The sequence below is a fragment of the Mycobacterium sp. NTMscope_MAC_269 genome (assembly GCF_976985695.1).
Map to the genome: position 1 here is coordinate 1,809,481 of NZ_OZ335668.1, position 19,354 is coordinate 1,828,834.

The 19,354-nt window shown below is 67.5% G+C and carries 18 protein-coding genes and 2 pseudogenes; 8 read left to right on the top strand and 12 right to left on the bottom strand.

Features of this window, described 5'->3' with window-relative positions; genetic code table 11:
- Positions 1-17: 17 nt before the first annotated feature.
- Positions 18-1,304, top strand: a complete 1,287-nt coding sequence (locus tag ACZ50Z_RS08465) for a competence/damage-inducible protein A (RefSeq protein WP_464483139.1) — start codon at positions 18-20, stop codon at positions 1,302-1,304.
- On the opposite strand, the gene ACZ50Z_RS08470 is transcribed toward ACZ50Z_RS08465, so the two are convergent.
- The gene (locus tag ACZ50Z_RS08470) at positions 1,301-2,644 is read right to left on the bottom strand and encodes an MFS transporter (protein ID WP_464483140.1); all 1,344 of its coding nucleotides are present in this window, start codon (positions 2,642-2,644) and stop codon (positions 1,301-1,303) included. The genes ACZ50Z_RS08465 and ACZ50Z_RS08470 overlap by 4 nt on opposite strands.
- On the opposite strand from ACZ50Z_RS08470, the gene ACZ50Z_RS08475 reads away from it, so the two are divergent.
- Positions 2,634-3,698 carry an amidohydrolase family protein gene (locus ACZ50Z_RS08475; protein ID WP_464483141.1) on the top strand — a complete coding sequence of 355 codons (1,065 nt, stop codon included), beginning with the start codon at positions 2,634-2,636 and terminating at the stop codon, positions 3,696-3,698. The genes ACZ50Z_RS08470 and ACZ50Z_RS08475 overlap by 11 nt on opposite strands.
- On the opposite strand, the pseudogene ACZ50Z_RS08480 reads toward ACZ50Z_RS08475, so the two are convergent.
- A pseudogene (locus tag ACZ50Z_RS08480) lies at positions 3,639-3,873 on the bottom strand (gamma-glutamyl-gamma-aminobutyrate hydrolase family protein); the annotation flags it as partial. The gene ACZ50Z_RS08475 and the pseudogene ACZ50Z_RS08480 overlap by 60 nt on opposite strands.
- A 9-nt stretch (positions 3,874-3,882) precedes the next feature.
- Positions 3,883-5,274 carry an HNH endonuclease signature motif containing protein gene (locus ACZ50Z_RS08485; protein WP_464483142.1) on the bottom strand — a complete coding sequence of 464 codons (1,392 nt, stop codon included), beginning with the start codon at positions 5,272-5,274 and terminating at the stop codon, positions 3,883-3,885.
- 217 nt (positions 5,275-5,491) lie between these two features.
- On the opposite strand from ACZ50Z_RS08485, the gene ACZ50Z_RS08490 reads away from it, so the two are divergent.
- The gene (locus ACZ50Z_RS08490) at positions 5,492-5,881 is read left to right on the top strand and encodes a phage holin family protein (protein WP_464483143.1); all 390 of its coding nucleotides are present in this window, start codon (positions 5,492-5,494) and stop codon (positions 5,879-5,881) included.
- A gap of 2 nt (positions 5,882-5,883) precedes the next feature.
- Here the strand turns inward: ACZ50Z_RS08490 and ACZ50Z_RS08495 are convergent, their stop codons facing one another.
- The 6 genes and pseudogenes from ACZ50Z_RS08495 to ACZ50Z_RS08520 all read right to left on the bottom strand — a co-directional run bounded on the left by ACZ50Z_RS08495 (position 5,884) and on the right by ACZ50Z_RS08520 (position 10,496).
- Entirely contained in the window at positions 5,884-6,846 is a 963-nt protein-coding gene (locus tag ACZ50Z_RS08495) for an FAD-dependent oxidoreductase (protein ID WP_464483144.1), read from the bottom strand.
- Positions 6,847-7,013: 167 nt separating this feature from the next.
- Positions 7,014-7,550 (bottom strand): annotated as a pseudogene (locus tag ACZ50Z_RS08500) (hypothetical protein); the annotation flags it as partial.
- 98 nt (positions 7,551-7,648) lie between these two features.
- The gene (locus ACZ50Z_RS08505; RefSeq protein ID WP_464483145.1) at positions 7,649-8,143 is read right to left on the bottom strand and encodes an SRPBCC family protein; all 495 of its coding nucleotides are present in this window, start codon (positions 8,141-8,143) and stop codon (positions 7,649-7,651) included.
- Entirely contained in the window at positions 8,143-8,784 is a 642-nt protein-coding gene (locus tag ACZ50Z_RS08510) for a nitroreductase family protein (RefSeq protein ID WP_464483146.1), read from the bottom strand. The genes ACZ50Z_RS08505 and ACZ50Z_RS08510 overlap by 1 nt, the downstream gene beginning before the upstream one ends.
- 78 nt (positions 8,785-8,862) lie before the next feature.
- A complete protein-coding gene (locus tag ACZ50Z_RS08515; RefSeq protein ID WP_464483147.1) occupies positions 8,863-9,834 on the bottom strand; it encodes an NAD(P)H-dependent flavin oxidoreductase in 972 nt (323 codons plus the stop codon).
- A 62-nt stretch (positions 9,835-9,896) separates the two neighbouring features.
- The gene (locus tag ACZ50Z_RS08520) at positions 9,897-10,496 is read right to left on the bottom strand and encodes a TetR/AcrR family transcriptional regulator (protein ID WP_464483148.1); all 600 of its coding nucleotides are present in this window, start codon (positions 10,494-10,496) and stop codon (positions 9,897-9,899) included.
- Positions 10,497-10,599: 103 nt separating this feature from the next.
- On the opposite strand from ACZ50Z_RS08520, the gene ACZ50Z_RS08525 reads away from it, so the two are divergent.
- On the top strand, positions 10,600-12,168 hold the full coding sequence (locus tag ACZ50Z_RS08525) for a phytoene desaturase family protein (protein WP_464483149.1): 1,569 nt from the start codon (positions 10,600-10,602) through the stop codon (positions 12,166-12,168).
- 10 nt (positions 12,169-12,178) lie between these two features.
- Here ACZ50Z_RS08525 and ACZ50Z_RS08530 read toward each other — a convergent pair whose 3' ends face one another.
- Both ACZ50Z_RS08530 and ACZ50Z_RS08535 read right to left on the bottom strand, forming a co-directional pair.
- Entirely contained in the window at positions 12,179-12,781 is a 603-nt protein-coding gene (locus tag ACZ50Z_RS08530; protein ID WP_464483150.1) for a YbhB/YbcL family Raf kinase inhibitor-like protein, read from the bottom strand.
- A 62-nt stretch (positions 12,782-12,843) separates the two neighbouring features.
- Positions 12,844-13,290 (bottom strand): SRPBCC family protein, encoded by a 447-nt coding sequence (locus ACZ50Z_RS08535; RefSeq protein WP_464483151.1) that lies wholly within the window; start codon positions 13,288-13,290, stop codon positions 12,844-12,846.
- An 80-nt stretch (positions 13,291-13,370) separates the two neighbouring features.
- Here ACZ50Z_RS08535 and ACZ50Z_RS08540 point away from each other — a divergent pair, with 80 nt between their 5' ends.
- From ACZ50Z_RS08540 to ACZ50Z_RS08555, 4 genes are all read left to right on the top strand, one after another.
- On the top strand, positions 13,371-14,084 hold the full coding sequence (locus ACZ50Z_RS08540; RefSeq protein ID WP_464483152.1) for an MBL fold metallo-hydrolase: 714 nt from the start codon (positions 13,371-13,373) through the stop codon (positions 14,082-14,084).
- Between the two features lie 135 nt (positions 14,085-14,219).
- Positions 14,220-16,508, top strand: a complete 2,289-nt coding sequence (aceA, locus tag ACZ50Z_RS08545) for an isocitrate lyase ICL2 (RefSeq protein ID WP_464483153.1) — start codon at positions 14,220-14,222, stop codon at positions 16,506-16,508.
- A gap of 417 nt (positions 16,509-16,925) precedes the next feature.
- Positions 16,926-17,324: a hypothetical protein gene (locus ACZ50Z_RS08550; protein WP_464483154.1), complete on the top strand. Its 399-nt coding sequence runs from the start codon at positions 16,926-16,928 to the stop codon at positions 17,322-17,324.
- A 171-nt stretch (positions 17,325-17,495) separates the two neighbouring features.
- Entirely contained in the window at positions 17,496-18,659 is a 1,164-nt protein-coding gene (locus ACZ50Z_RS08555; RefSeq protein WP_464483155.1) for an LLM class flavin-dependent oxidoreductase, read from the top strand.
- A 57-nt stretch (positions 18,660-18,716) separates the two neighbouring features.
- Here the strand turns inward: ACZ50Z_RS08555 and ACZ50Z_RS08560 are convergent, their stop codons facing one another.
- Positions 18,717-19,184, bottom strand: a complete 468-nt coding sequence (locus ACZ50Z_RS08560; protein WP_464483156.1) for an SRPBCC family protein — start codon at positions 19,182-19,184, stop codon at positions 18,717-18,719.
- Between the last annotated feature and the right edge of the window lie 170 nt (positions 19,185-19,354).

Sequence of the window (19,354 nt, forward strand, 5' to 3'; positions counted from 1 at the left end):
TGCGTAGGCTCATCCCGGTGAGCGCACGCGCAGGCATCGTTGTCACCGGAACCGAGGTCCTCACCGGACGCGTCCAAGACGCCAACGGCCCGTGGATCGCCGATCGTCTCCTGGAACTGGGCGTCGAGCTGGCGCACATCACGATCTGCGGCGACCGGCCCGCCGACATCGAAGCGCAGCTGCGGTTCCTCGCCGATCAAGGTGTGGACCTGATCGTCACCAGCGGCGGCCTGGGGCCCACGGCCGACGACATGACCGTCGAGGTGGTGGCCCGCTTCTGCGGGCGCGAGCTGGTGTTGGACGCCGAGGTCGAAGAAAAGATTGCGAATATCCTCAAGAAGCTGATGGGGCGCAATCCCGCGTTCCAATCGGCCTTGGACCCCGGCACTTTCGAGTCGCTGCGGGCCGCCAACCGCAAGCAGGCCATGGTTCCGGCCGGGGCGCAGGTGCTCGATCCGGTCGGCACCGCGCCCGGCGTCGTGGTGCCCGGCGAGCCCACCGTGATCGTGCTGCCGGGGCCGCCGCGTGAGCTGCAGCCGATGTGGCACACGGCCATCCAGACGCCCGCGGCGCAGGACGCGATCGCCGGCCGGACCATTTATCGGCAGGAAATGCTGCGGATGTTCGGCCTGCCCGAGTCGGGGCTGGCCGAGACGCTTCGCGACGCCGAAAAGGCCGTCCCCGGCTTCGACCGGCTCGAGATCACCACCTGTCTGCGGCGCGGGGAGATCGAAATGGTCACGCGCTACGAGCCGGACGCCGTCGACGCGTACGCCCAACTCACCAAGCTGCTGCGCGAAAGACACGGGCATCAGCTGTACTCCGAGGACGGCTCGCGTGTCGACGATCTGGTCGCGAAGCTTCTCGCCGGGCACCGGATCGCGACGGCGGAGTCGTGCACCGCGGGACTGCTGGCGGCGCGGCTGACCGACCGGCCCGGCTCCTCGGACTACGTGGCCGGCGGGGTTGTGTCCTACTCCAACGAGGCAAAGGCGGAGTTGCTAGGCGTCGACCCGGCGCTGATCGAAGCCCACGGCGCGGTGTCCGAGCCGGTGGCCGAGGCGATGGCCGCGGGCGCGCTGCAACGCTTCGGCGCCGACACCGCGGTCGCCATCACCGGGATCGCCGGACCGGGCGGGGGAACGGAGGAAAAGCCGGTGGGCACGGTCTGTTTCACCGTAACGGTCGCCGGTCAAACCGATACCCGCACACTGCGCCTTCCCGGCAACCGGTCCGACATCCGGGAACGCTCGACGACGGTGGCCATGCACCTGCTGCGGCGCCTGCTGAGCGGCACCGACTAGCGTTGGGTCACTTCGGTTGCAAGGAAAGCACTTTCCTTCGTGCCGAAGCGGATTCCCGTCGCGTCCTTTCCGATCAGCGTCAGGACCACCACCGCGGTCAACACCGGCACGATCGTGGCCGCCAAGGCGAACGGGTAACCGTGGGATTCGGCGAGTCGCTCCTGGATCGGTAAATTGAACGCCGCCAACAGGTTTCCGAGTTGGTAGGTCACACCGGGGTAGAGGCCGCGGATGGCATCCGGCGACATCTCGGTGAGGTGGGCGGGGATCACGCCCCACGCTCCTTGGACGAACAGCTGCATCAGAAACGACCCCAGGCACAGCATGGCCGCGCTGCGCGAGTAGGCGAACAGGGGAACGATCGGCAGCGCCAACATCGCACAGAAGACGACCGTGTGACGCCGACTCCATCGTTGCGACAGCGTTCCGAAGACGAGTCCTCCGATGATGGCGCCGACGTTGTAGACCACCACGAGCGACTTGACCGTCGCGCTGGACAGGTCCGCGCCCTGATTTGCGTGCGCGCCCAGGAAGGTGGGGTAGACATCCTGCGTGCCGTGGCTCATCCAGTTGAACGCCGTCATCAGCAGCGCCAGGTAGACGAAGCGCCGGATGATCGCGCCGTCGCGCAACACGTCGCGGATCCTGGTGCTGGTGAGCTTCATCCGGTCCTGGGCCGCCTCCCACACCTCGGATTCCTCCACCCGGTAGCGAATGATCAAGCTGATCAGGGCGGGAACGATGCTCAGGCCGAACAACCATCGCCACGAAAGCTCGAGCCAATCCATCACCACCAGAGCGGCGACGCTGGCCAGCAGGTAGCCGAACGCGTAACCCTCCTGCAGCAGCCCGGAGAAAAATCCCCGCCGCTCCACCGGAACCTTCTCCATGGCGAGCGCGGCACCAAGCCCCCATTCACCGCCCATGCCGATGCCATACAGCAGGCGCAGGATCACCAGCACGGTGAAGTTCGGCGCGAAGGCGCACAGGAAACCCACGACGGAATAGAACATGACGTCGACCATCAGCGGCAGCCTCCGACCGACGCGGTCGGCCCACAGCCCGAACAGCAACGCGCCAACGGGACGCATGATCAGGGTGGCAGTGGTGACGAACGCGACCTCGGCCTTGCTGTGGTGGAACGTCTTTGCGATGTCGGCGTAGACGAGCACCACGATGAAGTAGTCGAAGGCGTCCATCGTCCAGCCCAACAACGCGGCGATGAAGGAGTTTCGCTGGTCGGCGGTCAGCTTCTTTTCAGGACGCGGTGTGGTCACGTCAGCATCGTGCAGTACCGGGCGGCATTGCGCGAGAGTAAGTTGCCGATACATGCGAATCATCGATGCCGACGGGCATGTCGCCGAGAACTCCTCGCTGGCGGTCGAGGCGATGAAACGCTGGCCCCATCACGTCAAACCGGCGGCCGACGGCAGCCGGATGACGTTCGAGGGCCGCAGCTATCCGCAGGACGAGGGCCCGGGCGCGGGTTGCCCGCCCGCGCACGGGATCAGCAAGGCGCCCGACATCAATTGCCGCTCACCAGAGGGCGTGTTGGGGGATGCCGACCGCGATCACATCGACACGATGGTGCTCTATCCCAGCCTCGGGCTGTGCGCGCCGAGCCTCGAGGACCCGGAATTCGCCGTCGGATTCGCTCGGCTCTACAACGAGTGGATCGCCGACTACTGCGCCGATTCGGGCGGGCGGCTCAGGGGCGTCGCGGTAACTCCGATCGAACATGGCCGGCTGGCGATCGATGTCATGACGGAAGCCAAAGCCCTTGGGCTGGTGGCGACTTTGGTGCCGCCGGCGCTCAAGACCCGCAACCTCGACCACCCCGACCTCGACGCGTTTTACGCCGCCGCCGTCGAACTCGGGATGCCGCTGGGCGTGCATGGCGCCCCCGGCATCCATCTGCCCAAGATCGGCGTGGACCGCTTCACGAATTACATTCAGGTGCACTGCATCAGCTTCCCGTTTGACCAGATGACCGCGATGACCGCGATGGTCTCGGGCGGTGTCTTCGAGCGCCACCCGGAGTTACGGGTCGCCTTCCTCGAGGCGGGCGCCGGCTGGGTTCCGTTCTTCATCGATCGGCTGCACGAGCATTACGAGAAGCGCGGCGACTGGGTCCAGGGCGGCTGGCGTCGCGATCCGCACGACTATCTGGCCGCGGGCAACATCTGGGTGACCTGTGAACCGGAGGAGCCGATTCTGCCCGGGGTGATCGACGTGCTGGGCGCCGATTTCATCATGTTCGCCAGCGATTACCCGCACTGGGACGGCGAATGGCCGGAAAGCACCAAGCACTTGCGAACTCGCGCCGATATCAGCGAGGAAGCCCGGGAGAAGATCGGCGGGCGCAACGCGCAACGCTTCTACAACCTGAACTAGCGGCGATCGCGAGCGCGGCGCAGCCGGGCGAAGCGGGTCACCGCCATCAGAACGAGCGGCGATCGCGAGCGCGGCGCAGCCGGGCGAAGCGGGTCACCGCCATCAGAACCAGCGGCGATCGCGAGCGCGGCGCAGCCGGGCGACGCGGGTCACCGCCATCAGAACCAGCGGCGATCGCGAAGCGTCATGCGGCGCCCGGACTGTGGTCTTCGTCGTCGTCGCCGTCGCGTAGCAGCTTCTCGGGGTGGTGGAAGGTGTTGGTGCGGGGTTGGCCGCGTTCGAGGTGGGGTGGTGGTTTCCATTCGGTGTCGCCGTGGGCGTTTTTGCGGGTCCTCCAGCCGCCGGGTTGCAGCATGCGGTGATGCGGGCCGCAGGCGAAGGTCAGATCGTTGACGTCGGTGGTCTGGCACTTGCTGTAGTCGGTGACGTGGTGGACCTCGCAGTAGTAGCCCTTGACGTCGCAGCCCGGTGCGGTGCAGCCGCGGTCCTTGCCGTACAACACAATTCGCTGTCCGGGCGAGGCCAACCGCTTGGTGTGATACAGCGCGAGGGCCTTGCCTTTGTCGAAAATCGCCAGGTAATGGTTGGCGTGGCGGCCCAGGCGGATCACATCACTCATCGGCATGATGGTGCCCCCGCCGGTCAGGCCGCACCCGGCGGCGGCCTCGAGCTCGCGCAGGGTGGTGGTGACGATGATGGAGGCCGGTAGGCCGTTGTGCTGACCTAGCTCTCCGGAGCCCAGCAGTGCACGCAGCGCGGCCAAAAGGGCGTCGTGGTTGCGCTGGGCGGCCGAGCGCGGATCGCGGTCGATGGCCTCTTGACTGGGCGCGCCGTCCACGCACGGGACCTCATCGAAGGGGTTGCACATGCCCGGCGCGCCGAGTTTGGCCTCCACGGCTTCGATGGTGGCGCGCAGTTCGGGGGTGATCAGGCCGCGCAGCGCCGACATGCCGTCGGGTTGCTGGCGGCCCAGGGTCACGCCGCGTTGGCGGGCCCGGTCTTCGTCGGTGAAGGTGCCGTCGGGGTTGAGGCAATCTTCTAGGGTGTGGCCCAAGCCGTCGAGTTCCTCAGGCCGGTGATGGGCGGCGAGGCCGGCCAGGTCGGCTTCGACGCGTTCGCGGGTGGCCTGGTCAATCCAGCCGGGCAGGCGGCGATAGAACTTGCCGATCACCGCGACATGGCCGGCGCCCAGTTCGCCGCGGCGTTGGGCGGCGGCGGTGGCGGCCAGCGTCGGCGGCAAGGGTTCGCCGGTCAGGCCGTGCCGTGGGCCTAGATCGCGGGCTTCTTGGACGCGCCGAGAGGCTTCGGCGCGGCTGATTCGGGTCCGGTCGGCGATCGCGTGATCGAGTCTTCCGCCGAGTTCTTCGACGCTGGCTTGGCGCGCAAGGTGATTGATCAACTGATGCTCGGGGACCGGCAACCGTCGGCGCACACTTTCGCAGCGTTCCAACAGCGCCAGGCACTCGCGCGGCGTCAACGCATCAAAACACAACGCACCCACGCCCTCGACCGCGTGATCGAGGGCGTCGAAGGCCGCGACGATCGCGTCCCGATCGATGATGCCGCCCGAACTCATAGGAGCGAAACTATCGGCACCCGCCGACAAAAAACCCCGACTTGGGACGCCTGAAACAACTGTGATACAAGGGATTTCGTTATCCGTTTCCGATATCCGTAATCGCACCCACGCGAGGTGCGAGAAACGGCGGGCAAAGCCGGTCACCCCGGGTCAGAACTAGCCGACCGGATTTCGGCTTACCTTCGCGGGCTCCCGGGTGGCAGGATTTAGCGGCATGGGCCCATTCTTGTTGCGCGCCGCGCTGACCGGATTCGCGTTGTGGATCGTCACCCTATTCGTGCACGGCCTGAGCTTCGTGGGCGGCAGCACGAGGCTGGAACGGGTCGGCATCATCTTCGTCGTCGCCGTGATCTTCGGTCTGGTCAACGCATTCATCAAGCCGATCGTCCAGATCCTGTCGATCCCGCTCTACATCGTGACGCTCGGCCTGTTCCATGTCGTCATCAACGCGCTGATGCTCTGGATCACCGCGTGGATCACCGAGCACACCACCCACTGGGGGCTGCAGATCGACCACTTTTGGTGGACGGCCATCTGGGCGGCGATCGTCTTGTCGATCGTCAGTTGGTTGTTGTCCTTGATCATTCGCCGCGCCGGCGCCTGAGGTCAGCGGCCGCCGGCCAGCCTCACCACGTCACGCGCGCAGCCCCAGGACAGGGTGACGCCGTTGCTGCTGTGGCCGTAATTGTGGATGCAGCGCGCCCGCCCGAGCGGTTCGGCTTCCACGCGCACCGACGGACGGTCGGGGCGCAGTCCGGTGATGACCTCGATCACCTCGGCGTCGTTGAGGCGCGGCTCGACTCGTCGGCAGCGCTGCAGGATGTGTTCGGTCACATCGGGTTCCGCCGTGGTGTCCCACCGGTCGGGGATGCTGATTCCGCCGCACACCACCCGTTGGGGATGCGGGAAGTAGCAGGTCCACTCGGGGCCGTCGTTCAGTTCCAGAAACAGTTGCTGCAGACCGGGATTGGTGAGCACAACGTGTTGGCCGAAGAGCGGCCGCAGGGTGGGGTCGCCGGTGAGCGTGGCCGCGCGAAGGCCGGCGCAGTTGACGACGATGTCCGCGGTGGCGGCGGCGTCGGCCAGGGATCGAACGGGATGTTCTTCGATTTGGCAGCCGGCCGCCGCCAGCCGGCGGGTCAGGTAGTCGAGATAGTGCGGCATGTCGATCATCGGCACGGTGGCGCGAAATCCCGTCCCGAAACCTGGGGGAAGGTCGGCCGGGTCGGCCGGCCGCAGGTCGGGGATCAGCGTGGCCGCCGACGACATCGCCTCGGCCGCGGTCAGCTCGCCGACGGCCAGCGCCGGCGCTAGCAACACACCCGAGTCGGGATCACGGGCGAGATCACGGAACACCCGCAGCGAGTGCTCGGTCCAGCGCAGCGTCTCGTCCGCGCGTTCCGCGGGCCGTGGGGGAGCCCACACCGCGCCCGCCACCGCCGAAGTTGTGCGCTTCGGCATCGTGTCCGCCCAGACCCGCACCGGCCAGCCCGCCTCGGCCAGGCTGATGGCCGACGTCAAGCCGCTGACGCCGGCGCCGACCACGACGATCTGGTGCGTACTGGCCACGGCGCTAGCGGCGCCGATCAGGAATGCGCGGCCTGCGGGGCGACCGGGGTCGCGGGCGCGGCCGCCGGAGCTTGCGGGGTCGCCGGGGTTGCGGGCGCGACCGCCGGAGCTTGCGGGGCCGTCGGGGCAGCCGGGGCTGGTGCAGGTGCTTGCGGAGCGGGCGACGCCTGCGGGGGGCGCTGTGCGCCTCCACCCAACAGGCTGTTGAGGATGCCGAGCGTGCCCTGCACGCCGGCGGGCGGCGCTTGCGAGGGCGGAACCGCGTCCGGGGTCAGTTGCCACGGCTGGCAGCCCGAGGTCTTGAACGATTTGTCGCCGGGATCGATCTGAACGACCTGCGCCTTTTTGGTCATTGCGTTGTCGATGAGCGCGCCGTCGGGGTTGCTGGTCCGTTTCCAGTAGCACGTGCCGTTGTCGACGGGGCCGCCGGAGCTGTAGATGCCCGGGGCGATGTCGGTCCCCACCGCGTAGATGCCGTCCTTGTCGATGGTGGTCTTCGGCCCCGGAGGGGCGGGCGCCGGCGAGGCCCCTGGGGACGCGGCGGGCGGCGGCGCCGCCGGAGGTGCTGATGCCGGTGCCGGCGACGCGGCCGGGGCCGGCGACGCGGCGGGGCCTGGCGCGGGTCCGCGCGTTTCGTCCGGATCGGCGCTGGCAACGACGGTCGACGCCGCCCACCCCGCGGCCATCAAACCCACGGCGGCCAAACGTGCCGCAGTAGCTACTCCACCCATAGAAATCGAGGGTACCGGGGTCAAGTACCTAATTCATGTCGTTGCGAAATGAACGCGGCAGCAAAAGACGCCTAGACGAGGCGCCGCACCTTGCCCGCGTAACCGAGCGCACGCTCGTACGTCGCGAGGTTGTCACGGGAGATTTTGGCGTAAACCGGGCGTTCGAGAAAGACGCGCAGCACCGGGTTGTAGGCGCGATACGTCTCGTGGAACGTCAGCACGGTGGTTCCGTCGGGCTGCTCGTCGAGTCGGTGATACCCCTCGGCGCGCGACCACAGCGGGGCCCCGACGGCCACGTAACGGGACAGCTTGTAGATCTCGGCTTCGGTCACGGTTTCCCAGGAACGCGCCCGCCCGCGGGTCAGCAGGTATTTGGGCACTTCGAAGACGCAGGTGCGCACCAGGCCCTCGCCGGCTTCGTTGCCCTCGTTGAGGATTTCCATGCTGCCGGTCGGCCACGTCAGCACCCGCGGGCGCGGGGAGTTCGGCGGCGCCGGCGGATGCAGCGCTCGCCACACTTTCCGCGGCGGGGCGTCGACGTGGAATCGCACGGTGTAGGACTGCATCAACTGTCTCCGCCGGGCTGTTCCCAACCTTCCCAATACGTGATGGTCGCCGCGGGCGGCCGCGCAGCCGGCCGGAAGTCGGTGCCGATCGTGTAGGCGACCGGGAACAGCGCGGCCTGCGTGACGGTGGGTGGAATGCCGAGCAGCTCGGCCACTTCCCGCTCCTTGAACAGATGCATCGTCGTCCAGACCGATCCCAGCCCGCGCGAGCGCAGCGCCAGCAGAAAGCTCCAGCCGGCCGGGATGATCGACGCCCACGCCGCCGCGGCGATGCCGGGTTCGGCGGTGTCGATGCGCTGGTTGAGGCAGGGGATGACGTGCACGGGAACTTGTCCCAACGTGTCGGTCAGGCTCATCGCGCTCTGGTACACCCGCTGCGTCTGCGGGTCCGTCGCGTTGTCGGCCGCGTACGCCAGGTACTGCGCACCGATGCTGCGGTAGATCTCGGCGATGGCCGCGCGTTTGTCCGGGTCCGTGATCACCAGCCAACGCCAGTCCTGCGTGTTGCTCGCGGTGGGCGCCTGCATCGCCAGCTGGATGCACTCCAGGATCACGTCGCGGCTGACCGGTCGGGTGAGGTCGAGCCGTTTGCGCACCGACCGGGTGGTGCTCAGCAGTTCGTCGACGGTGGCGATGTCCATGGGATCCTTAGGAGTCGGCGAATCCTGCCCGGGAAATGGGATATCGAGCTGAGCAAACCAGACCTCGAGCTCGGCTGTCTAGGGCCCGGCGTGCCGGTTGAGGATGCGTGCCGCCTCGGCGACGATGTCGGTGATGATGTCCGCGGCGGGACGGACGTCGCGGACGCGTCCCACCACTTCGCCGGTCAGAATGGCCGCGGTGTCGAAATCCTCTGCGGCAACGGCCTTCTGGTAGCCGACGACCGCCTGGGGCAGCTGGTCCGACAGCTCGGCCTCGTGACCGTGCCAGGTGTCGAGGAACTTGTTGTCCAGCGCCCGGGCGTCGTATCCGGCGGGCCAATCTAGGCGGCGCACAACGTCAAAGATGCGGGTGCGCACGGTGTCGTCGCCGCGGGCCGCCACGGCGCGCTGCTGCGCCCGCGGTGACACCAATGCCTCCGGCGACGCCCACAACCTGGTCCCCACGACCGCGCCGTCGGCACCCAGTGCCAGCGCGGCCGCCAACCCGCGGCCGTCGCCGACCCCGCCGGCCGCCGCCACCAACGTGTCGGGCGAGCGGTCGGCCACGAGGTCGACCACGTCGGGCACCAACGTGAAGGTCGACCGTCCGCTCATTCCATGTCCGCCCGCCTCGCTGCCCTGCGCCACGATGACCTGCGCCCCGGCGTCGACGGCCCGGCGCGCCTGGTCGAGGTTTTGCACCTGGGCGGTGAGCGAGACGCCGGCCGCGTGGATGCGATCGGCGAACGGCCGTAAGTCGCCGAAGGACAACATGATCGTCGCCGGCCGGCGGGCCAGCGCAAGGTCGAGCGCGCGCGGATCGTGGGCCAGGCTCCAGGTGATGAACCCGCATCCGATCCGGGCGCCGGCGGCGTGGTCGAATTCGCGGCGCAGCCAGTCGACGTCGCCATAGCCCCCGCCGAGCAGGCCCAGGCCGCCCGCCTTGGTCACCGCCGCCGCGAGCCGGCCCCCGGAGACCAGGGCCATCGGCGCGAGCAGCACGGGGTGCTCGATACCGAAAAATTCCGTCAGGCGCGTGGGTAATGCCATGGTGTTACTCACTTCAGCACACCGTCGCGCGATGCGTGCGGCCGGCCGCGGATAAGGGTTGCTTAGGCAAGCCGCGCCAAACCGGAGCGCACCAGCTCCAGGCCCGCGGCGACGTCTTGGCCGAGGTCGCGGGTGCATCCGTTGCGACCCCAATTCTCCACCGCCGCAACGAGGGCCGCGGCCAGCGCGGAACCCGCCACCTGCGCGGCCAGGTCGATGTCCGCCATATCCGGATTGCGCTTCCGGACGAAATCGGTGAGTACCCCGGCGAACGAGGACTGCACCACCCGTAAATGGCCGGCGATCTGTTCGGCGCTGATCAGCTCCGCGCGCGCGGTCGCCGCCTGGCGAACCACTTCGAGGTCGTGCGGGAACGCGGAAACGCTCGCCAGCACCGCATCGAACAACGACTCCGACGGCGGGCGTTGCGCGAGCGCCTCAGCCAGCCATTCCAGCTGCGTCTCGTAGTCCTGGAAAAGGACGGCCTCCTTGGTGGGGAAGTGCCGGAAAAAGGTCCGCTCGGTGACGCCGGCCTCGCGCGCCAGCTCGGTGACGGTGACATTCGCAAAACCCTTGCGGGCGAAGCTCTTCAACGCCGCGCGGCGAAGGGCCTCATGCGTCGATCGTCGCCGTTGTTCATGACGGTTGGCCGGGGCGGTCATCTCAGGGGAATCGTATCCCAGCCGAAGTAGTCAACACCGACATCTTCCCATTATGTCAGTACTGACATATTCTGCATCCGGTAACCCGACGGAGGTGAGGGCCATGAGCACAACGGATTACGACGCGATCGTGGTGGGGGCCGGTCATAACGGGCTGACCGCGGCGGCGATCCTGCAGCGCGCGGGTCTGCGCACGGTGTGCCTGGAAGCCAACACCTATGCGGGGGGCATGGCAGCGACGGTCGAATTGATCGACGGCTTTCGCTACGAGATCGCCGGCTCGGTGCAGTTCCCCATGGCAAGCCAGCTCACCAAAGACCTCGGGCTCGACACGCTGCCGGCGGTGGAGCCCGAGGTGATGTCAACCAACATCGGCGAACACGGCGAAGAGCCGATGATCTTCTATCGCGACCCGATGCAACTGATGACGCACCTGGGCGAGAAACACGGGATCGAGGCCGTCACGGGCATGGCCGAATTGATCGGTTGGAGCCAGGCGCCGGCGAAGGCGCTCGGCCGCTTCGACATCCGCCGGCCGCCCAAGACGCTGGACGAGATGTACGCCTGCGCCACAAACGACGCCGAACGCCGGGCGATCCACGAGATGCTCTTCGGCTCGGCGATGGACGTGATCGACCGCTACCTGCCCGACCGCGAACAGCACGCGGTCATGCGCGGCATGCTGGCATTCCTGGCCGTCAACTCGACTTACCGCGGCCCCTACACACCTGGTAGCGCAGCCTGTTTGGCGTTCGCGCTGGCGGCGCCCGACGGTAGCACCGCGATGATGACCAAGCTCAAGGGCGGCATCGGCGCCCTCACCGAACACCTGCGTGAGCTGTTCGTCTCCCATGGCGGCGAGATCCGCTTCCGCACCAAGGTCGAGGAGATCCTGGTCGACCGGCAGAAGGTGACCGGCGTACGGCTGCGCGACGGGTCCACGATCTCGGCGCCGATCGTGGTGTCCAATCTGTCACCCGATGTCACCCTCACCGAGCTCATCGCTCCCGAACACGTTCCCGCGGAGCTTGTCTCGCGCGTGTCCGGCCGCGACCACCGCGCCTCGTTCGTGCAGATCCACTTCGCGCTCGACGGCCTGCCCGAATTCGCCCCGCCATACGAATTCCTCAACGCCGACGGCATGCAGCAGTCGATCGGTATCTTCGGGTCGCCCGAATCCCAACAGCTGCACTGGGAAAACTGCCGGCGGGGCATTGTCCCGGACAACCCCTCGATGGGTATGCAGATCCCCTCGGTCCACGACCCGGCCATGGCGCCACCGGGCAAACACGCGGCGAGCGCGTTCGCCTACGCGTTTCCGGTCGAGGTCGACCGAGCGCAACACGGGCGTCTCAAAAACGAGATGGCACAACGGGTTATCGACAAGATCACCAGGTTGGCGCCGAACTTCAAGGACATCGTGATCCGCCATATCACGTTCGCGCCCTACCACATGAACACCATGTTCGGCGCGCCCGACGGGGACTTCTGCCACGGGCTGTTGCACCCAGACCTGATGGGCCCCAACCGGCCCGGCCCGAAAGGCTTCCTCGATTTGCCGATCGGAATCGATGGCCTCTACCTCGGTGGCGCGGGCTGCCACGGCGGACCGGGCATCACCTTCACCCCCGGATACAACGCCGGCTACCAGGTGCTCGACGACGCGTCCTGACCCAGGCCGATCAGCCGCCGAACGCCCCGACGAGCTGCGCCTGCGCGGTCGCGGCGCCGGCGATCGTCTGGGCGGCCTGCACGCCGCCCAGGCCGCCGGGCAGCTGATAGTCGTTGGGCAGCTGATAAAGCGTGAACCGGTACCGGTGTGTGCCGGTACCCGCAGGGGGACACGGGCCCTGGTACGCCGATTGGCCGGCCGTGTTGGGCAGAGTGGTGGCGCCGGCCGGTGACTGGCCCTCGGCCGTGCTCCCGGCCCCGGGGGCGATCCCGATCACCACCCAGTGGACGTACAACCCGGCCGGGGCGTCGGGATCGTCGACGACGAGGGCCCCGCCCAGCGGCGCCGACCACGCCAACGGCGGTGCGATGTCGGCGCCTTTGCAGGTGTACTGCACCGGAATCGGCGCACCATCGGCGAACGCCGGGCTGCTGATCGTCAACGGCCCGCCGGCGGGAGCGTTGGGCGCCGTCTTCCCGAGCGTCGTGACTCTCGGCCCCGGGGACGGGGTCGGCTGGTTGTCGCCGCCTCCGCTGCAGCCGGCCAGTGCCCCCAGCAGCACCGCCGCGCCCACCAGGGCTGCGATTCGGCGAAACACCCGCCTGGACTCCATGCACACAGTCTGAACCGCGCGGTCCCGCTGCGGAAGCATCCGTTTGCCGGCGACGAACGCGGCTACTCGTCGCGCTTCTCGACCGCGAGCACCCGCTTGCGCAATCCCTCGGTGGCCGTGTCCATCAGCGACTTGGCGCCCTTCTTGACCAGGAATCCGGGGACGGGCGCCACCAGATCGACGGTGAGGTCGAAGCGGACCCGGGTGGAGTCCCCGTCGGGCGTCAACGTGTACCGGCCCTCCTGAGCGCGTTGCTGTTTGGAGCTGATCAGGGTCCAGCCCACGCCGTCGTCGTGAACGGTGTAGGCGAGTTCCTGTTCGTCGCTGACGCCGACGAGTTTGACCACCTGTCTGGATCTGGTCGGGTGGTTCTGGTCGTCCCGCTCGAGCACCTCGACCTTTTTGTGGGCCGACGACCATTCGGTCAACGACTCGAGGTCGAACAGCACGTCCAGGATTTCGTCGGGCGTCGCTTCGATGACGACCTCGCGGGAATCGGTGATAGCCATCTCGGGGAGATAGCCGGTGCGGTCACGCTCGAAACCGGCCGCGTCGGCCCCTGGAAGCCAACCCGGCTACCTTTCTGGGTGTGCACTTCGCCTGGGAAACGCTGACCAGCGGTGTGCATCGCTGCCGGCTCCCGTTCTGCGATGTGACCATCGGCCTGGTGGCCGGCAGCACCGCAACGTTGCTCATCGACACGGGTAGCACGCTGGCCGAAGCGGCCGCCGTCGACGCCGACATCCGTCGGCTTGCCGGGCGACCGGTGAGCCATATCGTCTTGACGCACAAGCACTTCGACCATGTCCTGGGCTCGTCGCTGTTCGACGGCGCGGAAATCCATTGCGCGCCCGAGGTCATCGGGCACCTGACATCGGCGACCGATCAGATCCGCAGGGACGCGCTGCGTCACGGGGCGGACCCCGCGCAGGTGGACGCCGCGATCGCGGCGCTGCGGCCACCGCACCACGGCATCTACGACGCCGCGATCGACCTGGGAGACCGCACGGCGACGATCACCTACCTCGGGCGCGGCCACACTACCTCGGACCTGGTGGTGGTCGCTCCGGCGACCTGTGCCGGCGAGCCGGTGGTGGTGTTCACCGGCGATCTGGTCGAGGAGTCCGCCGACCCCGCGATCGACGCCGACTCCGACGCGGCGGCCTGGCCGGCGACTCTCGAGCGGCTGCTCGTCCTCGGCGGGCCCGACGCCATCTACGTCCCGGGCCATGGCGAAGTCGTCGACGCCGGATTCGTCCGTCGTCAGCGGGACTGGCTGGCCCGGCGCGCGGCCGGACAATAATCGCTGGTATCGAATTACGTTGCGCCCCAGTATCTTTGCAGCCGATTTGGTTCAGTCTTTCGACTCCTGATTGAACTGCCCGTCGCGGGGATAGACTCACGATCAGTGGAGTCGTGCCGGAGAGGGGCGTAAGACATGGCGATCATCGACAAGGACACACAAGTCCGGCCATCGTTCGACGACGAGGTCGCTGCCACGCAGCGATACTTCGACGATCCGCGCTTTGCTCAGATCACCCGCCTGTACACGGCCCGCCAGGTAGCAGAGCAGCGCGGCACCATCCCGACCGATTACACCGTGGCACGCAACGCGGCGGCGGCCTTCTACGAGCGGTTGCGCGAGCTGTTCGCCCAGAAGAAGAGCATCACGACGTTCGGCCCGTACTCGCCCGGGCAGGCGGTCGCGATGAAGCGGATGGGCATCGAGGGGATCTACCTGGGCGGCTGGGCCACGTCGGCCAAGGGGTCTACCACCGAAGATCCCGGCCCCGACCTGGCCAGCTACCCGCTGAGCCAGGTGCCCGACGACGCCGCGGTGCTGGTGCGCGCCCTGCTCACCGCCGACCGCAACCAGCAATACCAGCGCCTGCAAATGAGCGAGAAGCAGCGCGCGGCGGCCACGGAGTACGACTACCGGCCGTTCATCATCGCCGATGCGGACACCGGTCACGGCGGCGACCCGCACGTGCGCAACCTGATCCGCCGGTTCGTTGAGGTCGGCGTGCCCGGCTACCACATCGAAGACCAGCGCCCTGGCACCAAGAAGTGCGGTCACCAGGGCGGCAAGGTCTTGGTGCCGTCCGACGAACAGATCAAACGCCTCAACACCGCGCGCTTCCAGCTCGACATCATGAACGTGCCGGGCATCATCGTCGCGCGGACCGACGCCGAGGCCGCCAACCTGCTGGACAGCCGGGCCGACGAGCGTGACCAGCCGTTCCTGCTCGGGGCCACCAACCTCAAGATTCCGTCGTACAAGTCGTGCTTTTTGGCGCTGGTGCGGCGCTTCTACGAGCTGGGTGTCAAGGACCTCAACGGCCACCTGCTCTATGCGCTGCCCGAAGCCGAGTACGCCGAGGCCGCAGCATGGCTTGAGCGCCAAGGGATCCAGGGCGTGATCTCCGACGCCGTCAATGCCTGGCGCGAGAACGGTCAGCAATCGATCGACGACCTGTTCGACCAAGTCGAGTCGCGGTTCGTGGCGGCTTGGGAGGACGACGCCGGCCTGATGACCTACGGCGAGGCCGTCGCCGATGTGCTCGCCTTTGCCGCCAGCGAGGACGAACCGGCCGACATGACCGCAGACGAATGGCGGGTTTTTGCGGCGAGCGCATCGCTTTATTCCGCCAAGGCCAAAGCGAAGGAGTTGGGCGTCGACCCTGGTTGGGACTGCGAACTATCGAAGACGCCGGAGGGGTACTACCAGATCCGTGGCGGCATCCCGTACGCCATTGCCAAATCGCTGGCGGCCGCGCCGTTCGCCGACCTGTTGTGGATGGAGACCAAGACCGCCGACCTGGCCGACGCCAAGCAGTTCGCCGACGCCATCCACGCCAAGTTCCCCGACCAGATGCTCGCCTACAACCTGTCCCCGTCGTTCAACTGGGACACCACCGGCATGACCGACGAGCAGATGAAACAGTTCCCCGAGGAACTGGGCAAGATGGGTTTCGTCTTCAACTTCATCACTTACGGCGGACACCAGATCGACGGCGTCGCCGCCGAGGAGTTCGCCACCTCGCTGCAACAGGACGGCATGCTGGCCCTGGCCCGCCTGCAGCGCAAGATGCGCCTGGTCGAATCTCCTTACCGCACACCGCAAACCCTGGTCGGCGGGCCGCGCAGCGATGCCGCGCTCACCGCTTCTTCGGGCCGCACCGCAACCACCAAGTCGATGGGCGAGGGCTCGACCCAGCACCAGCACCTGGTGCAGACCGAGGTGCCCAAGAAGCTGCTCGAGGAGTGGCTGGCGATGTGGAGCGAAAATTACGACCTCGGCGAGAAACTGCGGGTGCAACTGCGGCCTCGCCGGGCCGGTTCGGATGTGCTCGAACTCGGCATCTACGGCAACGACGACGAACAGCTGGCCAACGTGGTCGTCGATCCGATCAAGGACCGGCATGGCCGCAGCATTCTTCAAGTGCGCGACCAGAACACCTTCGCGGAAAAGCTCCGGCAGAAGCGGCTGATGACCTTGATCCACCTTTGGCTGGTGCACCGCTTCAAGGCCGACGGGGTGATCTATGTGACGCCGACCGAGGACAACCTCTATCAGACCTCGAAGATGAAATCCCACGGCATCTTCAGCGAGGTCTACCAGGAGGTCGGCGAGATCATCGTCGCGGAGGTCAACCAGCCCCGCATCGCCGAACTGCTGAAGCCCGATCGCGTGGCGCTGCGCAAGCTGATCACCAAGGAGGGATAGCCGCAATTTCGGCTGCGGCCCTGGTCACAGCCTTGCGCGGCCGCCCAGGCGGGTTCCGGAGAAGGTCTACTTAGTGAATATAAGAAATTTTCTAATTTACGAGTAAGTCATTTGGCATACGGCGAGGCCCGCACACAGATACGATTTGTTTCGCCGATGGTCCATAGGCCCGAGATGGGCCATCGGCTTCAAAAACCTCGATGGTCACGATCCCCGTGTTGGCCAGATTCCCTTGTGCCGCTGCGGCTCCGCCGATGGATCGCCCGACGACCACTTCCCCCCACGGCCGCGGCGCACCTGCGGGGCGGCCCTCGTCTTGATCGCAATCTCGGCGCCGGAAGTAGTTTGCGCGCCCGCGGCCCGGGGTAAGAAACAGTGGGCGCCGCGATGTGGCGCAAGTGGAGATTGGGGGATCTGATGGGATCTGGACCGAGGACAACGGTCGCCCTGTTCGGCGGCGCGGCCATGCTCGTATTGGCGGTCGGCTGCGGCGGCGGCCATAAAGAAGGCCCGAGCAGCACGACCACCCCGACGACCACACCGTCTTCGAGCGTCGCGCCCTCCACGGCACCCGGTGAGGGCGGCGGTGGCCCGACCGGCGGCGGTGGCCCCGGCGGCGGCGGCGGCGGCAACGTGCCCGGCGGTCCGACCGGCGGCGGTGGCCCCGGTGGCGGCGGCGGCAGCGTGCCCGGCGGTCCGACCGGCGGCGGCGGCCCTGGTGGCGGCGGCGGCAGTATCCCCGGCGTCGGCGGTGGCGGCGGTGGCCCGGGCGGTGGCGGCGGCTGCGTCGGCAACGTCTGCGGCGGCTACCCGTGATCAGCCACTCTCGTTGAGCCTGTTCTAGTTCGAAGTCCCAGACTTGTTTCCCTAGCCGGTGGGGCCATGGTTACCTGGCCCCACCGGCTGAAACCTTTTCGGTTTTTTCTTCCGGCTTCCTGCAGCGCCCTTTGAGCTATGGTTCGGGGGACTCGACTGCAAAGGGATCCCATGGGCAAGCTCAGGTTTGGATATTTCATCGCCCCCTTCCACCGCGCGGGCACCAATCCGACGTTGGCTCTGCAACGCGATCTCGAATTCATCGAGCACCTCGACGCGCTCGGCTTCGATGAAGTCTGGATGGGCGAACACCACTCGGCCGGAAGCGAAATCATCAGTTCGCCCGAGATCTTCATCGCCGCGGCCGCCGAGCGCGCGAAGCGAATCCGGTTCGGCACCGGAGTGATTTCGCTGTCGTACCACAATCCGCTGTGGGTCGCGGACCGGCTGATGCTGCTGGACCATCTCACCCACGGCCGCGTCATCGGCGGCGTGGGGCCGGGCTCGCTGCCCAGCGACTCGTCCATGATCGGGCTCACCCCGACCGACACGCGCGAGCTGCTGGAAACGAACCTCGACATCGTCGTGCGGCTGTTGGCGGGGGAGACGGTGAGCGCCAAGACGGCGACCCACCAGCTGTTCGATGCCAGGTTGCAGCTGGCCCCGTATTCCGACGGCGGTATCCCGCTGTCGGTCGCCGCCGTCGCGTCGCCGACGGGGGCTCGGCTGGCCGGCAAGCATGGGATCGGGCTGCTGTCCATCGGGGCGACGCTGACCGTCGAAGGCTTCAACGCGCTCTCGTATCACTGGGACATCGTCGAGGAACGCGCGGCGACCTTCGGCGCGCAGGTCGACCGCAAGAACTGGAGCCTGGTCGGCCTGTTCCACCTCGCCGAGACCGAGAAACAGGCCCGCGAAGAGGTCAAGTTCGGCATCGAGCCGTGGTTCCGGTACTTCCAGAAGGTCGCCGCGTTCCCGCAGATGACGATGCCGGGAGAACAGCTCCACGAGATGATCGACGTCATCAACGACAACGGGGCCGGCGTGATCGGCACGCCCGAGCGGGCGCGCGAGCAAGTGCAGCGGCTGTGGGATCAGTCCGGCGGGTTCGGCTGCATGCTGCAGATGGGTCACGAGTGGGCGAACCCCGCCGCCACCAGGCGATCCGCCGAATTGTTCGCCGCCGAAGTGATGCCCCACTTTCAGGGGCAGGCCCAGCCGACGCTGGACGCCGCGGCGCGCGCCGGACAAGCCCGGGAGAGCCTGGCGCAGTCGCAGCTCGACGCCGTGGCGCACATGACCAAGAAATATCAGGACGAGGTCGAGTCCAAGTAACGGCTCACAGGCCGAACCGTCGCGAGTGTCCTTCGCGGACCGCGCATTTCGGCGGGGTCAGCGCCCGGCGTTCGACTCGCGTTCGGCCGCCGTCACCAGCCGGCCGGCGAAGAATCGCACCGCCCCGCCCATGGCGGCGCGCATCACCGGCCCCGTTCCGCGAACGCCTTCGGTGAATGAGCCGGTCCAGCGGATGTCCGTGCCGCCGGCCGCGTTCGGCGTGAAGGTCACCTCGCCGGCGTAGTCCTGGGCCGGGGTCGGCGGTCCGACCAGCTTGTAGGCGTGGCGGCGGTCCGGCTCGTACGCGACGGTCTCCTCCTGTACGAAGACGGGCCACATGCCGACCTTGCGGATAGCCCCGACCCCACCCGGGGCGGGATCGCCTTGGCGGGCCCAACTCGAGCGGAAAACGATCGGCTTGGCCCACTGCGACCAGTTGGCGCCGTCAGCGACGAGCCGAAACAGCGTCGCGGCGGGCGCGCTGCTGGTACGCGTGATTTCGAAAAAGAATTTCCGGCCCGACATGGCAACTCCTGGTGATAGCAAACGCTGCGCCCCTTGATGGCCCTCGATGGCCCTCGACACCGCTCGCCGGTAGGCTACCGCCCACGCCGCGCGCCGGACGGATCGGGTTGATCCGCCCGCCCGGTGCCCGCGCGCAATGCGGCCGCGAGGGCTGACCTCCCTGCACGAAT